Source organism: Coprococcus sp. HPP0074 (assembly GCF_964238105.1).
Lineage (GTDB): Bacteria > Bacillota > Clostridia > Lachnospirales > Lachnospiraceae > Faecalimonas > Faecalimonas umbilicata.
This window is the reverse complement of the sequence record NZ_CAXSKS010000006.1, coordinates 84,411-97,525: the sequence shown is the minus strand read 5'-3', so window position 1 is coordinate 97,525 and position 13,115 is coordinate 84,411. Positions and strand designations below refer to the sequence as shown.

General features: G+C 39.8%; 31 protein-coding genes. 3 read left to right on the top strand and 28 right to left on the bottom strand.

Features of this window, described 5'->3' with window-relative positions:
* Positions 1-69: 69 nt before the first annotated feature.
* Both ACESPO_RS09040 and ACESPO_RS09035 read right to left on the bottom strand, forming a co-directional pair.
* The gene (locus tag ACESPO_RS09040; RefSeq protein ID WP_320853229.1) at positions 70-552 is read right to left on the bottom strand and encodes a hypothetical protein; all 483 of its coding nucleotides are present in this window, start codon (positions 550-552) and stop codon (positions 70-72) included.
* A gap of 58 nt (positions 553-610) precedes the next feature.
* Positions 611-796 carry a hypothetical protein gene (locus ACESPO_RS09035; RefSeq protein ID WP_499788717.1) on the bottom strand — a complete coding sequence of 62 codons (186 nt, stop codon included), beginning with the start codon at positions 794-796 and terminating at the stop codon, positions 611-613.
* Between the two features lie 80 nt (positions 797-876).
* Here ACESPO_RS09035 and ACESPO_RS09030 point away from each other — a divergent pair, with 80 nt between their 5' ends.
* Positions 877-1,059, top strand: coding sequence for a hypothetical protein (locus ACESPO_RS09030; RefSeq protein WP_317344554.1), 183 nt, complete (start codon positions 877-879; stop codon positions 1,057-1,059).
* Between the two features lie 61 nt (positions 1,060-1,120).
* Here the strand turns inward: ACESPO_RS09030 and ACESPO_RS09025 are convergent, their stop codons facing one another.
* The 22 genes from ACESPO_RS09025 to ACESPO_RS08920 form a co-directional block, all read right to left on the bottom strand.
* Positions 1,121-1,561, bottom strand: a complete 441-nt coding sequence (locus ACESPO_RS09025; RefSeq protein ID WP_499788716.1) for a hypothetical protein — start codon at positions 1,559-1,561, stop codon at positions 1,121-1,123.
* On the bottom strand, positions 1,558-2,163 hold the full coding sequence (locus ACESPO_RS09020) for a hypothetical protein (RefSeq protein WP_499788715.1): 606 nt from the start codon (positions 2,161-2,163) through the stop codon (positions 1,558-1,560). The genes ACESPO_RS09025 and ACESPO_RS09020 overlap by 4 nt, the downstream gene beginning before the upstream one ends.
* Positions 2,156-2,329 (bottom strand): hypothetical protein, encoded by a 174-nt coding sequence (locus ACESPO_RS09015; protein ID WP_499788714.1) that lies wholly within the window; start codon positions 2,327-2,329, stop codon positions 2,156-2,158. Before ACESPO_RS09015 ends, ACESPO_RS09020 begins: the two co-directional genes overlap by 8 nt.
* A gap of 300 nt (positions 2,330-2,629) precedes the next feature.
* On the bottom strand, positions 2,630-2,896 hold the full coding sequence (locus tag ACESPO_RS09010) for a hypothetical protein (RefSeq protein WP_499788713.1): 267 nt from the start codon (positions 2,894-2,896) through the stop codon (positions 2,630-2,632).
* A 90-nt stretch (positions 2,897-2,986) separates the two neighbouring features.
* On the bottom strand, positions 2,987-3,259 hold the full coding sequence (locus ACESPO_RS09005; protein WP_499788712.1) for a hypothetical protein: 273 nt from the start codon (positions 3,257-3,259) through the stop codon (positions 2,987-2,989).
* A 3-nt stretch (positions 3,260-3,262) separates the two neighbouring features.
* Positions 3,263-3,526 (bottom strand): hypothetical protein, encoded by a 264-nt coding sequence (locus ACESPO_RS09000; protein WP_317344550.1) that lies wholly within the window; start codon positions 3,524-3,526, stop codon positions 3,263-3,265.
* Between the two features lie 79 nt (positions 3,527-3,605).
* Positions 3,606-3,869, bottom strand: a complete 264-nt coding sequence (locus ACESPO_RS08995) for a hypothetical protein (protein ID WP_116441700.1) — start codon at positions 3,867-3,869, stop codon at positions 3,606-3,608.
* Positions 3,870-4,021: 152 nt separating this feature from the next.
* Entirely contained in the window at positions 4,022-4,216 is a 195-nt protein-coding gene (locus ACESPO_RS08990) for a hypothetical protein (protein ID WP_116441699.1), read from the bottom strand.
* Between the two features lie 77 nt (positions 4,217-4,293).
* On the bottom strand, positions 4,294-4,515 hold the full coding sequence (locus ACESPO_RS08985) for a hypothetical protein (protein WP_499788711.1): 222 nt from the start codon (positions 4,513-4,515) through the stop codon (positions 4,294-4,296).
* A 194-nt stretch (positions 4,516-4,709) separates the two neighbouring features.
* Positions 4,710-5,618 (bottom strand): hypothetical protein, encoded by a 909-nt coding sequence (locus ACESPO_RS08980; protein ID WP_499788710.1) that lies wholly within the window; start codon positions 5,616-5,618, stop codon positions 4,710-4,712.
* Positions 5,618-6,367, bottom strand: a complete 750-nt coding sequence (locus ACESPO_RS08975) for a ParA family protein (protein WP_499788709.1) — start codon at positions 6,365-6,367, stop codon at positions 5,618-5,620. The genes ACESPO_RS08980 and ACESPO_RS08975 overlap by 1 nt, the downstream gene beginning before the upstream one ends.
* Positions 6,364-6,888, bottom strand: coding sequence for a hypothetical protein (locus ACESPO_RS08970; protein ID WP_499788708.1), 525 nt, complete (start codon positions 6,886-6,888; stop codon positions 6,364-6,366). The genes ACESPO_RS08975 and ACESPO_RS08970 overlap by 4 nt, the downstream gene beginning before the upstream one ends.
* The gene (locus ACESPO_RS08965) at positions 6,839-7,072 is read right to left on the bottom strand and encodes a hypothetical protein (RefSeq protein ID WP_499788707.1); all 234 of its coding nucleotides are present in this window, start codon (positions 7,070-7,072) and stop codon (positions 6,839-6,841) included. The genes ACESPO_RS08970 and ACESPO_RS08965 overlap by 50 nt, the downstream gene beginning before the upstream one ends.
* Complete coding sequence (locus ACESPO_RS08960) at positions 7,057-7,488, bottom strand: RNase H family protein (protein WP_499788706.1); 432 nt, start codon at positions 7,486-7,488, stop codon at positions 7,057-7,059. Before ACESPO_RS08960 ends, ACESPO_RS08965 begins: the two co-directional genes overlap by 16 nt.
* Positions 7,454-8,200 carry a rolling circle replication-associated protein gene (locus ACESPO_RS08955; protein WP_499788705.1) on the bottom strand — a complete coding sequence of 249 codons (747 nt, stop codon included), beginning with the start codon at positions 8,198-8,200 and terminating at the stop codon, positions 7,454-7,456. Before ACESPO_RS08955 ends, ACESPO_RS08960 begins: the two co-directional genes overlap by 35 nt.
* A 136-nt stretch (positions 8,201-8,336) precedes the next feature.
* The gene (locus tag ACESPO_RS08950) at positions 8,337-8,786 is read right to left on the bottom strand and encodes a sporulation initiation factor Spo0A C-terminal domain-containing protein (RefSeq protein ID WP_499788704.1); all 450 of its coding nucleotides are present in this window, start codon (positions 8,784-8,786) and stop codon (positions 8,337-8,339) included.
* A gap of 54 nt (positions 8,787-8,840) precedes the next feature.
* Entirely contained in the window at positions 8,841-9,017 is a 177-nt protein-coding gene (locus ACESPO_RS08945; RefSeq protein ID WP_499788703.1) for a hypothetical protein, read from the bottom strand.
* A gap of 14 nt (positions 9,018-9,031) precedes the next feature.
* A complete protein-coding gene (locus ACESPO_RS08940) occupies positions 9,032-9,184 on the bottom strand; it encodes a hypothetical protein (RefSeq protein ID WP_499788702.1) in 153 nt (50 codons plus the stop codon).
* An 84-nt stretch (positions 9,185-9,268) separates the two neighbouring features.
* Positions 9,269-10,138 carry a prohibitin family protein gene (locus ACESPO_RS08935; RefSeq protein ID WP_499788701.1) on the bottom strand — a complete coding sequence of 290 codons (870 nt, stop codon included), beginning with the start codon at positions 10,136-10,138 and terminating at the stop codon, positions 9,269-9,271.
* Positions 10,135-10,311, bottom strand: a complete 177-nt coding sequence (locus tag ACESPO_RS08930; protein ID WP_499788700.1) for a hypothetical protein — start codon at positions 10,309-10,311, stop codon at positions 10,135-10,137. The genes ACESPO_RS08935 and ACESPO_RS08930 overlap by 4 nt, the downstream gene beginning before the upstream one ends.
* Positions 10,312-10,317: 6 nt before the next feature.
* On the bottom strand, positions 10,318-10,503 hold the full coding sequence (locus tag ACESPO_RS08925) for a helix-turn-helix domain-containing protein (protein ID WP_116441689.1): 186 nt from the start codon (positions 10,501-10,503) through the stop codon (positions 10,318-10,320).
* A 486-nt stretch (positions 10,504-10,989) separates the two neighbouring features.
* Positions 10,990-11,160 (bottom strand): hypothetical protein, encoded by a 171-nt coding sequence (locus tag ACESPO_RS08920; protein ID WP_499788699.1) that lies wholly within the window; start codon positions 11,158-11,160, stop codon positions 10,990-10,992.
* A 97-nt stretch (positions 11,161-11,257) separates the two neighbouring features.
* Between ACESPO_RS08920 and ACESPO_RS08915 the strand changes: the two genes are divergently transcribed.
* Complete coding sequence (locus tag ACESPO_RS08915) at positions 11,258-11,581, top strand: hypothetical protein (RefSeq protein ID WP_499788698.1); 324 nt, start codon at positions 11,258-11,260, stop codon at positions 11,579-11,581.
* Here the strand turns inward: ACESPO_RS08915 and ACESPO_RS08910 are convergent.
* Entirely contained in the window at positions 11,571-11,783 is a 213-nt protein-coding gene (locus ACESPO_RS08910) for a Thoeris anti-defense Tad2 family protein (RefSeq protein ID WP_499788697.1), read from the bottom strand. The two genes, ACESPO_RS08915 and ACESPO_RS08910, sit on opposite strands and share 11 nt — an antisense overlap.
* Positions 11,784-11,792: 9 nt before the next feature.
* Positions 11,793-11,945, bottom strand: coding sequence for a hypothetical protein (locus tag ACESPO_RS08905; RefSeq protein WP_165851583.1), 153 nt, complete (start codon positions 11,943-11,945; stop codon positions 11,793-11,795).
* 164 nt (positions 11,946-12,109) lie between these two features.
* Here ACESPO_RS08905 and ACESPO_RS08900 point away from each other — a divergent pair, with 164 nt between their 5' ends.
* Positions 12,110-12,445, top strand: coding sequence for a helix-turn-helix domain-containing protein (locus ACESPO_RS08900; RefSeq protein WP_306306571.1), 336 nt, complete (start codon positions 12,110-12,112; stop codon positions 12,443-12,445).
* A gap of 10 nt (positions 12,446-12,455) precedes the next feature.
* Here ACESPO_RS08900 and ACESPO_RS08895 read toward each other — a convergent pair whose 3' ends face one another.
* On the bottom strand, positions 12,456-12,578 hold the full coding sequence (locus tag ACESPO_RS08895) for a hypothetical protein (protein ID WP_278320662.1): 123 nt from the start codon (positions 12,576-12,578) through the stop codon (positions 12,456-12,458).
* Positions 12,579-12,763: 185 nt separating this feature from the next.
* Complete coding sequence (locus ACESPO_RS08890) at positions 12,764-12,937, bottom strand: helix-turn-helix domain-containing protein (RefSeq protein WP_306306572.1); 174 nt, start codon at positions 12,935-12,937, stop codon at positions 12,764-12,766.
* Between the last annotated feature and the right edge of the window lie 178 nt (positions 12,938-13,115).

The following is a 13,115-nucleotide window of genomic DNA, read 5'->3' as shown; positions in this document are numbered from 1 at the left end:
CCTTTTCTCGGTCGCCTCGGGTAAGAGTTAAAATTCACGAAGTAGTTACTTTGTAGCAATAACATATTACTACTTTTCTTCGGGACATTGTGGGACATTTTCAAAATTTTCAAAAAATCTTTGGATTCTTTTCTTTACATTCTCATCCGTGTACTTTACTTTCCGTTTGGGGAATATTCTATTCATGTATTCTGCTACTTGTATGTATGTCATATCGTCTATAAAATACATCCTAAACATTATTCTGAGTTCACTTTTTGGAATACTCTCAATGTACTCTTCTGCTTCTGTCATCAGCTCCAACAGTTCTTCTTCCTTTTCTTCCAATTTCCTTTTATATCTTTTCAGATACGTTTTCTTTTTAACCTCTTCCGGAAATGGATAACCTGTAATCTTAATGCTTCCATACGTTCCGTCTGGTCGTGTTCCTTTCACGGAATCGGATACTACTGTTATATTTTCTATTTCTTTTTCAAGAGTTCTTATTCTCCTCTTTATATCTTTTATTTCTTCTCTCATTGCCGTGTATTCAACTAATATTGCCTTGTCCAATGTTTAGCCCCTTTCTTGTTAAATACTCCGCGACACTTAACTCTTTATACTCTCCTCTTCATCTGCGCCGTCTGAACCTTTCTTTTGTAGCCCGATCTTGGATCTCTATGCTTTTGATCCGGAATCCGGCGATCCCTGCTGCCTGCTCTAGCACATCTAATACTTGCTTGACATGTTTTGGGATGTGTTCCGCATGTGAAATCGCTCTGTCTGCTGTTGGATCTTTATATCCTTCTTTATTCATCGGCTTCCCTCCTTTACTACTTCCTCCTTGAATGTTATAATTGGCTTATCAATTCTTTTTTATCTCAAGGAGGCATTTCTATGTTCGATTATCAAAAATATGAATCTTATGAAACTTTTCTGTTATATCAAGAATTTCTTTCCATCCCAGACAATCCATTTTCTTTTCAGCTGCCCGAAGGAATGATGATGACCAGTGATATGATACATACATTCCTGCAAGCTGCCTATAACGCTAAAGGTGTGTCTATTTTGGATTCTTGATATATGGTTCTGGAAGTGGCTGCCATGCAAGAACGCATTTATAACCCTCTTCATCGTCAATCTATTTTCCATGTTCAAACTCAGCTAGTCCCGTAAAAGCTTCTTCTTGCCCACAAATCTCGCCATCTAGTGTTGCTAAATAGAATCCATCTTCTTCCGGCAATCTCTCTTCTACTGGAATCCAACCACAACGTTTGCTATTCAGGTCATTTATGATTGTCCGCAAAAAATCTATATCCCGGTTGAATGAAGCTATGTCCTCATCCTGCACCTTTCTTGGTTTATCGTTCCACAACTCTCTTCCCGCTCTTTGTCCATAAAAGAAAGATAACTTTTCAAGGATATCGTTCGCCTGTTTCGCGATATCCGGGATATCTTCCATGCAACCATGGATAATATTCTGGCACTTGTTCACTGCCCTGTTCCATTCTAAATCTTCATTACTTTCCACAACCCTGTAAATATTGCTTGTCTCTTCTAAAATCTTTTCTAGTACGTTCATTGAATCACTCCTTTCTCCTTTAACTGCTCTGTCGCTAATTTAAACGCCAGCATATACACATCTAAAATGTCTGTAGGTCTTTTTCCGATATCACTAACAAATTCCCATGCAGCACTGAAATATTCTGACAGTGCATCATATCCTTTTGAACCAACTCCTGTATCCTCAGAAAAATCTTCAAGTACACCTTCATAAAACTCTTCTAGCTTATCTTCGTCTGTTTCCCACTCATATCTATCATGTTGTAAAACCTCTTCCATCATATCCCATTCTTCCAATAATTCTTTTAAATCTTTTTTGGCATCTCTGGAATCATATGTATATATTCTTCTGTTATGGCAATCGATTTTTTCTTCAAAATAACCAATATTATTTACAAAATCCGAAAAACCTTTAAATGTCATATTGTTACAATTTGTTGCAATAAGTTCTCCTAAATCCCCAGAAATATGCAACCGGCAATAATCTTCTTCAAAAAGGAATCTGATTCTGTATTCACCGCTATCAGGCATTTTAAAATCTACAATCTTGATGTTGCCATAATCCGTGAATTTAGCTACATGATTTACAAATCTCTTTTTCTGCAATTCTAAATCAGTCATCTTTTATCTCCACTTCATTGTCATATTTCATGCACTTTCCATCTTTGTAAGCCACACATTTTTCTTTAATACATGGATTTAATACCGGTCTGACAAAATCTCCATTTCCCACACATATTGCTTTTATTTCTTCTTTACCTGTTAGATCAGGACAAAATAAAATCATTCTTCCACTCTCCTATTCCGGCCAATCAAGTTTTTGTCCGCACCGATTACAACTTTTATTTCTATCAGAGTTCACAGTATTTCCACAACTAGGACAGAACCCATCAAAACATACTAATTCGCCGTTTATGTCTCTATATTCTGTTCGCATCTCCACTTTCTTCGGCAGCTGCTTTTCCAATGCTTCGATTGCCGTATTATATAGTACTATATGTTTTTTCTTTTTGCCTCTATTACTCTCCCACAATTTTCAAGTCCTTCCAGAGTATTGATTTCCATTCTAATAAGTTCTATCGCTTCTCTAACTTTCTTCTCGTCCATTTTCTACCTCGCTCCAATCAATTTTCTGTCCGCATTGTTCGCAGTAATTCGGCATATTCCCAAGACAATACCCATCTGCATATATCGTTAATGGTATGTATCCGCAATTATGACATTTACAATGTGTTTTCTCTGGGCATCCATTCTCGTCTGGCTTCTTCTTCGTATATCGCTCTTTCAGCTCGTTCACTTGTTCCGGCGTAAGTCCGGTATCTTCATATTTTTTCAGCGCCCAGTATAATGTCATGGCATATTTTTTACTTCTCTGCCATCAACACACGTTCTTTTCATTCCCCCATCGATTTTCTCGTCCGGAATTGTTAATCTCTCCATCTTCTTATGCCCTTTCTTTAACAAATTGCCCGCATCTTGCTTTACCGCCTTTGCAAGTGCCGCCATTTAACTGCTGCCATCTGCAAGCTGTACACTCCTCGCAGATCTCTTTGCATTTGTTATGATGGTTTAAGATGTCGCATACATATTTTCCCATCTTGCATTCTGCGCATTTCTCTTCTAATTCTTCCTCGTTCAGCTGATCTGGATACTTGCAGAGATTATCGCAGATATGCTCCATCATTCTGGTTGTGATTCTGTCCATCCTTGTTTCCATTTTCTAATCTTCTCCCGTCTCTTCCTTCAGTATTCTTTTCAGTTCTTCTTTTTCCTCCGGTGTCGCTCCTTTCGAGCAAGCCTCCACCAAGTCATCTATTTCCATTTTGGCCAATGCCACCATTTTATCCAACTCTTTATCAGCATTTTCCTTTCCAATCATTTTGGCCAGACTATTCCTTACTGCTTTTGTTATTATGGTGTAATCTGCTCTGACTTCCTCCACTGTTCCTGCTATTTCTATATTTCCTTCTTTGATCCAAATCATTCTCTTTCTCCTTCCGCATCCTCTTATCAGCTTCTGCCCGGAAAGAGCCACACGGCTCTTCCCACCAGTCTGGCTCTTCTCATTTTATGTCTGCAATTATTTTTCGGATACTTTCTACAACCCGTTCTGCTTTCATTTCTATTTCCTTTGCAAAGTATTTATCTCTTTCTTCTTCGCTCATTCGCGATAATTGCATTGTTTTTTGCATCTCTTCTTCGGCTCTTTCTTTTCCTATAGTTTCTTCCAGCACTTCCCTCACTGCTACCGTGATTACTCCATAATCCGCTAATGTCTCGTATAAGTCTCCTTTGATTTCTGTTGTTCCTCTTTCTGTTTTAATCATTTTTCTTTCTCCTTCTTGATTCAAATTTTGTACATGTTTCTGCGTCACAGTCTCTTCTATGACCGGTCTTTTCTAGGTAGTCACATAAGACTGTGGATTGCAGTTTTACGCTGTATTTGCACTTTGCGCAGCGTTTCTTGTGTGGTGGTATATCAAGCTTCACTGTTGATCTCCTTTATTACCTTGTTTATAAATTTATTTATAATCTTTTCTATCTCTTCCTGGGCTTTCTCTTCTTCCGCAGAGAGGGCAAAGTCCATTCTTGCCCGCATCAGGTGCATTAATACCAACCTCTGCCAGGGCTTCCCCTTTTCCAATATCTTCTTTACCGCTTTGTCTCGTTTCATTTCAACTCCTTTCTGAGGGGCGATCTGCCCCTCCTCCGATAGGTTAATGAGTTACTGTGATATATTAAATCCTTAGATCATAAGGCTTCGTCAATAAAATGGAATCCATCTGTCCACTTTTCCTGTTTGGGTTCCGGTGTGTTATCCACAATTCCGGTCAGATTATCCTCCTGGAATTTTGCTCTAAACTCCTCTCGGGTGTGATTACACTCATAAGCCTGCTGCGCAAGTTTCCTTAAGATCAGATCATTTTCTTTATTGTTGTGTACTGCCTCCGGTCCGGAGGTGTGATGTCGCACTCAAAGATATACCTTTAATCCGGTTTCTTCGCTGTTTTGCCGGTCCGCTCCTGGAAAGATGTGGTGTTCCTGCACGCATGCATGTTTCGCGTAGTTTCCAGATAGTCGGCATAGGTAACATGTTCCGTCTTTTTTGTGCATGATGGATTTTGTCTTCTTTTTGGTCTTTTTCCTTTTCCCCGGCTTCGGGAACATCATTTCTGACACTTTCCAACCTCCTTTAGATGCTCGATCAGGGCAGTGGTGTTGGTTTTTCCATCCGCAAAATGCTTTGTGTCCGGCTTTAAGAGATACTTTTCTTTTCCTTCACTTTCTCCTTTCCAGCTGGTGTAAGGATACTCTTTTACGATTATTGCAGTTCCGTCCGGGAGGTCGTATCGGTAAAATATTTCTTCGGTGTATGTGTTTCTGCACCATACTGGCCACTTGTGGTAATCGTTTAAAAACGCTTCCCGTTCTTCTTTATTCTTTAGGATTGGAAATGCTTCTTTGTATTCCGCTTCAATTATTTCTTCTCGAGGTTCTTCCTGCTGCTCTTCGCTCAACGTTTGATGCTCCGGGAAAGGCTCTTCGGTTATTCCTTCTACCACTTCCGGATAATCGTGTATTTCCATTTGTCCCGGAATCTCTTCTTGCATTGGATTTTCAATGCTTTCCTCGGTTTTACGCAGTTCCCTGATCTCCCTTACTGTCATGTCTTTCGTGACCTGCTGCCGGGTGTCCTCTTCCAGGTAAAGCATTTCCTGCAACTGACTCTTACTAAACCGCCGATACTCCTCTTTTAGGTATGGGCTTTCCCCGTTTTGGCTAAATGCTTGATTTATGCTCATCCATCGGCTGGCGGTGCTGCGGTGCAGTCCATATTCTTGATCCGCAAACTCCCAGATGTCTTTGTATCCGTCTGCTTTATACTCCTCTGTCCTTTGGATTTTGCGGAGATAATACCCAACCTCCACAAAAGACTCCTTGATCTTGGTGATTCCGTCTCGGATTCCGGCTTTGGTCTCCTCGTAGGTCATGTTTGCGTACCAATTACTTAACTGGCCGGTCTGCGCCTGCTGCCTACTCTTGCTGTTTAATGTGTCCAGTACATTAAATCCCATTATCTCTCCCTCCTTAGATACTCCTCGATAAACTTCTTATAATCCTGGGTGGCTCCGCACCGGGAAGAGTACTGCGTTACCGGCACTTGGCAGAGCGTTGCATCCTTTGCCTGCCGGGAATGCCGTATTTTTATGCTAAAGATTCGTTTGCCATATTCTTTCCGCAGCCATTCTTCGGCTTGCAGTGCAGCTTCGGTTTTTTCAAAGTCTGTGATTAAGATTCCGGTGAGGTTGGCTTTTCGGTTGATCTCTGTGATATTCTGGATTTGATTCATCATCTCGACCATTCCATCCAGTGAGTAATTGTCCAAATTGATCGGGATTATTATCTCGTCTGATGCGATCAGCGCGTTTACCACGTTCATTCCGATGTCGGGTGGGTTGTCTATTATGCAGCGCTCATATCCCACCAACTCGGATAGTGCCTTTTGATACCGGTCATGTTGTGCTGCGTTTCCAAGCAACACTTCTTTTTCCGCTTTCTCCATGTAGATGTTGCATGGGATGATGTCTATGCATGGATTGTCGGTGTGCAGGATGTTTCCTCGGGTTTTCCCGGTCAAAAGCATGACGGAGCTTCCGATCATGCGCTCTGGAGTGTATCTTTTAAATGCCTGGGATAGATTCCCCTGCTTGTCGTTGTCAATCCCCAGCACCCTCTCTTTCCGTGAGAGGAGTTCAATCATGGCCACACTGGTTGTTGTTTTTCCAGTGCCGCCTTTTAAATTTACGATGCTTGTAATTTTCATCTGTTCTCCTCCACCTTTCTGATGATTTCATCTGCCACTTCGTCTAATCCAGCATTTCGGAGGATTTCTGCCACTGCCTCAACCGAGATGTATTGCCCTCTTGCTTTGGTGTTTTCCTCGTCAATCTGACTTAGGATTTCAAAATTGAGGTCTACATCGCATGTTTCCTTGAGTTCTGCTGCATAGTCGCTTACTCTCACATAGCTCCCTCCAAAGCGGTCCAATTCCAAACAGTCGGCGCAGACTCTATTTAATTCCTTTTCAAAGTCTCCGATTCTCTTTTTCCTCCAGCCGTATTTGTCATACAACGTCCACAGTGTTGTTGTTTTGATTGTGGATACGATCCGCATTGCAAGCATATTGTAGAGTTCTCTCATGCCGTCATAACTTTTCATCGCAAGAGGGAGTTCCAAGATTCCCCTTGCTTTCATGTCACTTTCCAATGCTTCAATTCCTTTTTCTTTTGCTACTCTAAGCGCGTAAGCCATGCCTTCTCGTCTTAGTCTTTCTTCTTTCTTCATCGCGTTTTCTCCTCTTTTCCTCTTGTTTTCGGTCGTAATCTGTTTCGTACAGATATTCCTTACCGTTATAGTAAAAGTAGTAAGTAGTACCCCTTACCTGCTCTTCCCCTATGTATTTGCCTCTGTCAGCTCCGTCATACATGGATCTGGCTTCTTTCCAGGCAGTTTCTAACTCACTTTGCATGCTCTCATCTCCTCACGAAGCTGATTGGTGTGCTCCTTGTCACTCTCAAAAAATCTAATCACATGCTGCCGTCTGTACGCACTAATCGACTGCCATTCTTCCCGGCTGGCGATGTCTCTGCCAGTCCTTGCTTTAAAATCTTTCTGCTCCCACTTGTCCAGCTCCGTCTCATACATGCTTTTTACATAGTCATTGTCGGTATAAATCGCAACTTGGCAATTTTTATTTAATTTTCCCAGTGCCTCAACAGTTGCCTTTAACACTGCCTCGTTATAGGTTAATCTGACTGATCTGAGAGTAAATCTCGTTTCTGTCCTCCCATCCTTGCGGATGTACTCCAGGAGGAAACAGTATCTTCTTTCTAATCGTTGCGGCGCTTTTTTATCCGCCTCGATGTATATGTTTACCTTGTACACTCGTATCCCCCCCTATCTTGATTAATGTGTAGTATCTATATGGGTATCCGGTTACTGGATTTATTCCCTCCACAACGGAGGTCTTGTCCACATAATAGCCTTTTGGAGGCTTAATCTCCTTTTGCCATGTCCTGCGTTTCATGACCTTTGTTTCTGGATCGCGCTCTATCATATTCCGAGATCTGGAATACGGCTCGCCCTGAGACAAATCTGATACCTTGGCAATGTACTCTGCTAAATCTTGGAAGCCTCCCTCTTCATAAAGCAGCTGCATGTGGACTCGTCCTTTTTTCCATTGTTTGCTAATTAGTAGGTCTCCTCCATCTATCCGGTTTATAATCGCATGCGCATGTATGGCTCCTCTTGCTCCCTGCTCCATCTTTAGGATCCACTTTAACTGCTTGTCCTGCTTTTTGTAGTGATACTTTAATCTGTTTAAGAGATTTGACATGTCCTTTTTGGCAGCCTCCATGTTCTTTGGTCTGTCAGTCGCTCTGTATGTAAATGTTAGCCAGTAGTCTCCCTCTGAAAAGTTCCACTTAATCAGTCTTCTTACTTTTCTTACTTTTACCCACTGGTTCTGCTTCTTGATCTGCTCCGGAGTAGCTTTCTTTTTCTTTTCCCGCTTCTGTCCCGGTGCTCCATATCTCCCGGTGTGCTTTTCTTCCACCTCCATGGAGTCCCTGAAGGTCCATATATCTCTCTTGTACATTTTTCTGCCCTCCCTTAGTCGTAAGTTTAATATCCTAATCAAGTTTAAAAAGAGGTTCTTTCCCTCTCATTTCCTTGACATTCTGCCATACAAACTTTATACTAAAGGTGATTATTCAAAGCTGTATAGCTTACCCCTACGGTTCTCCCAAATCGTAGGGGTTTTCTTTTTCCAGATTTTCCAACAATCTTTCTGCCTCTGTCTTTACAAAGCGTAGCATTTGTATTGTTTCTTTCCTGGTCTCTTCCAGGTGCTCTTTTGGAGTTTTATATTTGATCAGATTCATATATAAACTTTCCAGTAGCTTTCTGTTTTGTGTTTCGGTGGTATCTAAATACTTGGATAGCATTTTTAGGTTTCCTCTGCTTAATGCTTCTCCGAATGCGTATCTGATTGATCGCTCTACTGCTCCGCATGTCACTTTGTATTTCATGGCCACTTTTTCATATAGAATCATTGTTTTTACTGTTTTCCATTCCCAGCCTTCCTCGAATAGTTCCATGATGTATACAATGTACTGTGCGCCTTTTAAGTGCATGTCGATTCCTATTGCAGGCAAAATCTTCTCAGCTTTTTCCCTTATCATTTGACTTTCCTTCTTTTTCCCTTTATACTTAAATTGGATTATTACTTGAGCGCATTATCGGTTCCCCAACCGTGCGCTCTTTTTTACTGGCTGATTAATATTAATAAACTTCAATTCCTCCAACCCTTTCTTTTCTCGCTCCGGAAATGGAATGATTTTTGCCATCGGCGCTGTTCTCTTCTCATATGTTTCAATTTTTTCATGTTTTTTAAAAATTCCAAAAATACTCATTTCCTTTTTCTCCTTTACGCAATTTTTTCCCTTTCAAAATGTAATGTCTTCATCGTCTGGTCAAATTTGTCTTCTATGATCTTTGCAACTTCTTCCGGATTCATTTCATCCTGATTTTCCCATTTTCCATTCACTTTGATCATGCTTACAATTTCTAGTCCTTTCATTCCAACACCTCCCCTACAATCTATGTGTTGCTGCTTGTACGATTTATCTTGTCCAGGAGGATTCATCGTCCTCCTGGTCATATTTTACTTATTATCCGTCACGACAGTATCTGCTCCCTGCACTTCTACCCATCCGTGCTCTTTTCTCGCCTCTGCTTCTTTCATCCGGATCAGCTCATCTGTGATGGATTGGCTCACGATTCGGTTGGATTCTGCTTCTGCCTCTGCATTTGTGATCGTAACTGCTTTATCCGCCTCTGCTTTTGCTTTATTAGCTTCTCCTTGCGCGATAGCTGTCTGCTTATCGAGTTCTGCTTTCTCAGCATCCTGCTTCGCCTGTTCTTTTGCCTGCACTTTCTTTTGCAGTTCTTCGTCTAACTGGACATCAATAATCAGCGCAGACTGTACTTCGATTCCGTATTCACCTTTCAGTTTTTCATTCAGATATTTCGTAATCTCAGCTCCTACTTCTGATCTTTTTGTGCTGTAAATATCCATTACTGTAAACTTCGGAGTTACCTCTTTTATGTAGGCAATAATAGAGTTTTTTACTTTAGACTCTACGATCTCCTCTCCATCCATCCCATTAAATTTCTCATAGAGTGATGTCACTCTTTCTGGCATAAAGTTGTAGTTTACTGTCATATTCATTTTGACCATACCGCCATCTGCCGGGGCATCCACATGAGTATCTTTCTCCAACTTTTTCTCGTTAAAATCCGCTGCATTATTGCTTAATACAAGTTGCTGCTGAGATACCGGATAATCTTTTACTTTTGCCAGCGGTCCTACAAATTGGAATCCTGGACCTAAAGTCTTTTCCTTTACCCCACTTTTTGCAGTGTATACAACACCTACTTCTCCTTGCCCCACATAAGTTCCGGACATTGCCACGTAAACTCCTGCTGCCACAACCGCTACTGCGATGATGGCTCCTACAATTTTTGCTTTCATTCTTCCTGCTCCTTTACTTTTTCTTTAATCTTTTTATGTGTTTCTTTTTCTATTTCAAAGACACTTTCTCGTCTTTTAATAGCAATGTACACTCTGCTCCACGCCCACCAGACGCAAATTCCAGCGGATGCGAAGAGTAATGTTGTTAATGCAAATATTGCGATTCTTCCCATATCTCTTTACCTTTCCACGAAATAATCTACTGTTACCCCGAAAAACTTCGCTACTTTTGCTATGTTTTCCAATGATGGAGAGGATTTTTTCCATCCCTTTATCGTCTTGTTTCCAAAGCCCAGCTGTTTTTCAAGAGTTCTTATCTGTATCCCTCTTTCTTCAGCTAATTTTTCTATTTTTTCATATACCATTTTCTTACCTCTATGGACTTTTCTTTCATTTCTTGTTACAATGTCTTTGTTACCTTTAGATAATTTTCTAATGGCATTTGCCGGAAAGGAGCTTATTAAGGAGTAACATTTTATCAAGGGCGCAGGGAATAATCATTAAGAAAGGAGTTTGCGAAGGTACGTTTCTTATGATTCGTTATTTACTTTCGTAATAATGGTTTGTGCCATTATTACGGCAGTAAATTATCGCAAGTAGCGATAAACTTTGTATATTTCTTTTTTACCCTGCGTTATATCCCGGCAGCTTATGTTGCCGGGCTTTTTTATTTTTCTCCTCTCCGGCGATGCAGCTCTCTTTTAAAGGAGCTGCAAAGGAACAACGAAGTGTGAATATGTGTATGAGTAGATTTTAGAAGGAATTTTAACAATGGGCTTTAATGTACTATTCACTAAGGCTACCTGCTGCCTTTTCTTCGTTGTTCCTTTGCAACTCCTTTCTTATTTTTCTTACGATAATTTTTCTCTTGATAGACATTCTTCTACCTTTTGATCAATAGCGATCGGCAGAGCGGTTTCTAGCATTTGCAATTCTTTTAATGTGATTCCTTTTTTCGTACACATTTCTATAATTTCTTTTGCTAAACGCTCTGCATTTCTGTAACTTTCCATTGCGTTCACTTTTCTCACCTCACTTATTGATTTTTTCTTTTTATCCTCCTATACTTTGATTACAGGCATCCGTCAATGCTGAGTATTTATGAAAGGAGAACTAAGAATGCTTACTAAGGACGCGAAAAAGGTCTTATACATTTTGTATAAAGAATATTCCGATCGCCGTAAACACGGTTTTAGTAAATCTCAATCCCGAAATTTTTCTTCTACTTCGTCCATTCACGAACAATTTTTACCAGATTGGGATATTGATGATCTCGAAGAAGTTCTTCGAGAACTAGGTCGAAATAACTTTTTAGACAATTTCTATGCTGATGGCACTGTGTACAACTGCAATCTTTCTGACTACGCGATTTCAACTATGGAAAATCAACGAGCTGAATCATTGTTGAATGCAGCTGATTTTATTTCTAAATTTATTCCTTAAGCACATCCCAGTCATTGGCTATCAAATCATCGGCAGTCGGGTTCCAATATCTCGATTGTCGATGATTTGATCCAACCGTAAAAATAATGCAACAATCATATGTATTTGTCGGCTTTATACGCGTATTGCTCTCCAGCGTACTTTTTCTTATGATGCTGCCATTTTCTTCAATCGCTTTTCTTACAGCTTCATCTATGCGCATTTTCTCCTCCTATCCTGCTTTCCTACACATGTGCTCTGCGCATAAAGCAAATCCCTCCAATAACCTAAGAGCCTCATTTTTTCTTTCTTTCGGAATCTTCTTTATAAGTTCCGCAAATTCTCTTCCATCTTCTCTGATTTCTTCTAAGTCTTTACTTTTCATATTGTCACTTCCTTTCTTGTCCCCTTTGCCCACATTATAATCCCCTTAGACATCTTTGTCAACTCTTTTTTGTTCCCTTTGCCAACTTTTCCTCTTGACTATCAAATGCGTCAGTGTTATCCTATAACCAGAAAGAAGGTGAATGCATGACTCAAGGTGAACGAGTGAGAGAATTAAGAAAATTCTTAAACTTAACTCTCGAAAAATTTGGTAAATCTTTGGGAGTTGGAAAAACTGCTATTTCAAAAATAGAGAATAACGAAAGAAAACTTACCGAACAAATGATTTTATCTATATGTAGAGAGTTTAGGGTAAATTATTTTTGGCTTACTGAGGGTAAGGGAGAGATGTTTACCGGAACTCCAGAAAGTGTTGTTGACGAAATTGCAGAAGATTACAATTTAGATAACATTGACAGAAAAATGCTAGAGAAATATCTATCTCTTAGCAAAGAAGAACGGGATGTTATAAAAAACTTTTTCAAGGATATTTTCACATAAAAAGAACGGGCTATTCACCCGTTCTCATAATGAAAAATTTATGCACATATTTATAAATTTTTTCTAACACTTGATTGTCATTAATTTTTTCAATCATAATAATAATAAATTTTTTATACTCTTCGTTATTCATATGTACCTCCCATGTCCGAAAGAACATTTGTTCGTTTTTTATAATATAGATGATACTACACCCCCTTCTATATTTCAATAGTTTTTACGAACATTCGTTCTTTCTGTTTTATCTTACATTTAAGTAAACAAGGGAGTTACTGATAACTTATTCCAAAATGGTAAATTGTCCCAGATCTGGGACGCTTATTTGTAGGGAGAGTCGATAAGGTCATAAATTTTTACTTTTAATCCTTTTGCCAGGATTTCCAGTGTATCGGCAGATGGGGAAACTTCTCCATTTTTGATGCGGTTGATTGTGGATTTTGGTATCCCGGTCATAATTGTTACCTGCCGATTCGTTAGGTTTTTCTCGTACATGATCTTATCTAGTAGTATCTTCATAATTTTATTATAAATTATAAATAAATGGAGATGCACTGGTAAAATATGGAAATAATTAATTTATTATGCAAAAAACCGCCCCTGCGCCAACAGGAACGGTTCAAAATCACTAAACACTACGCCAATAGTGTTTAATCCTCGTAATCAATACGAG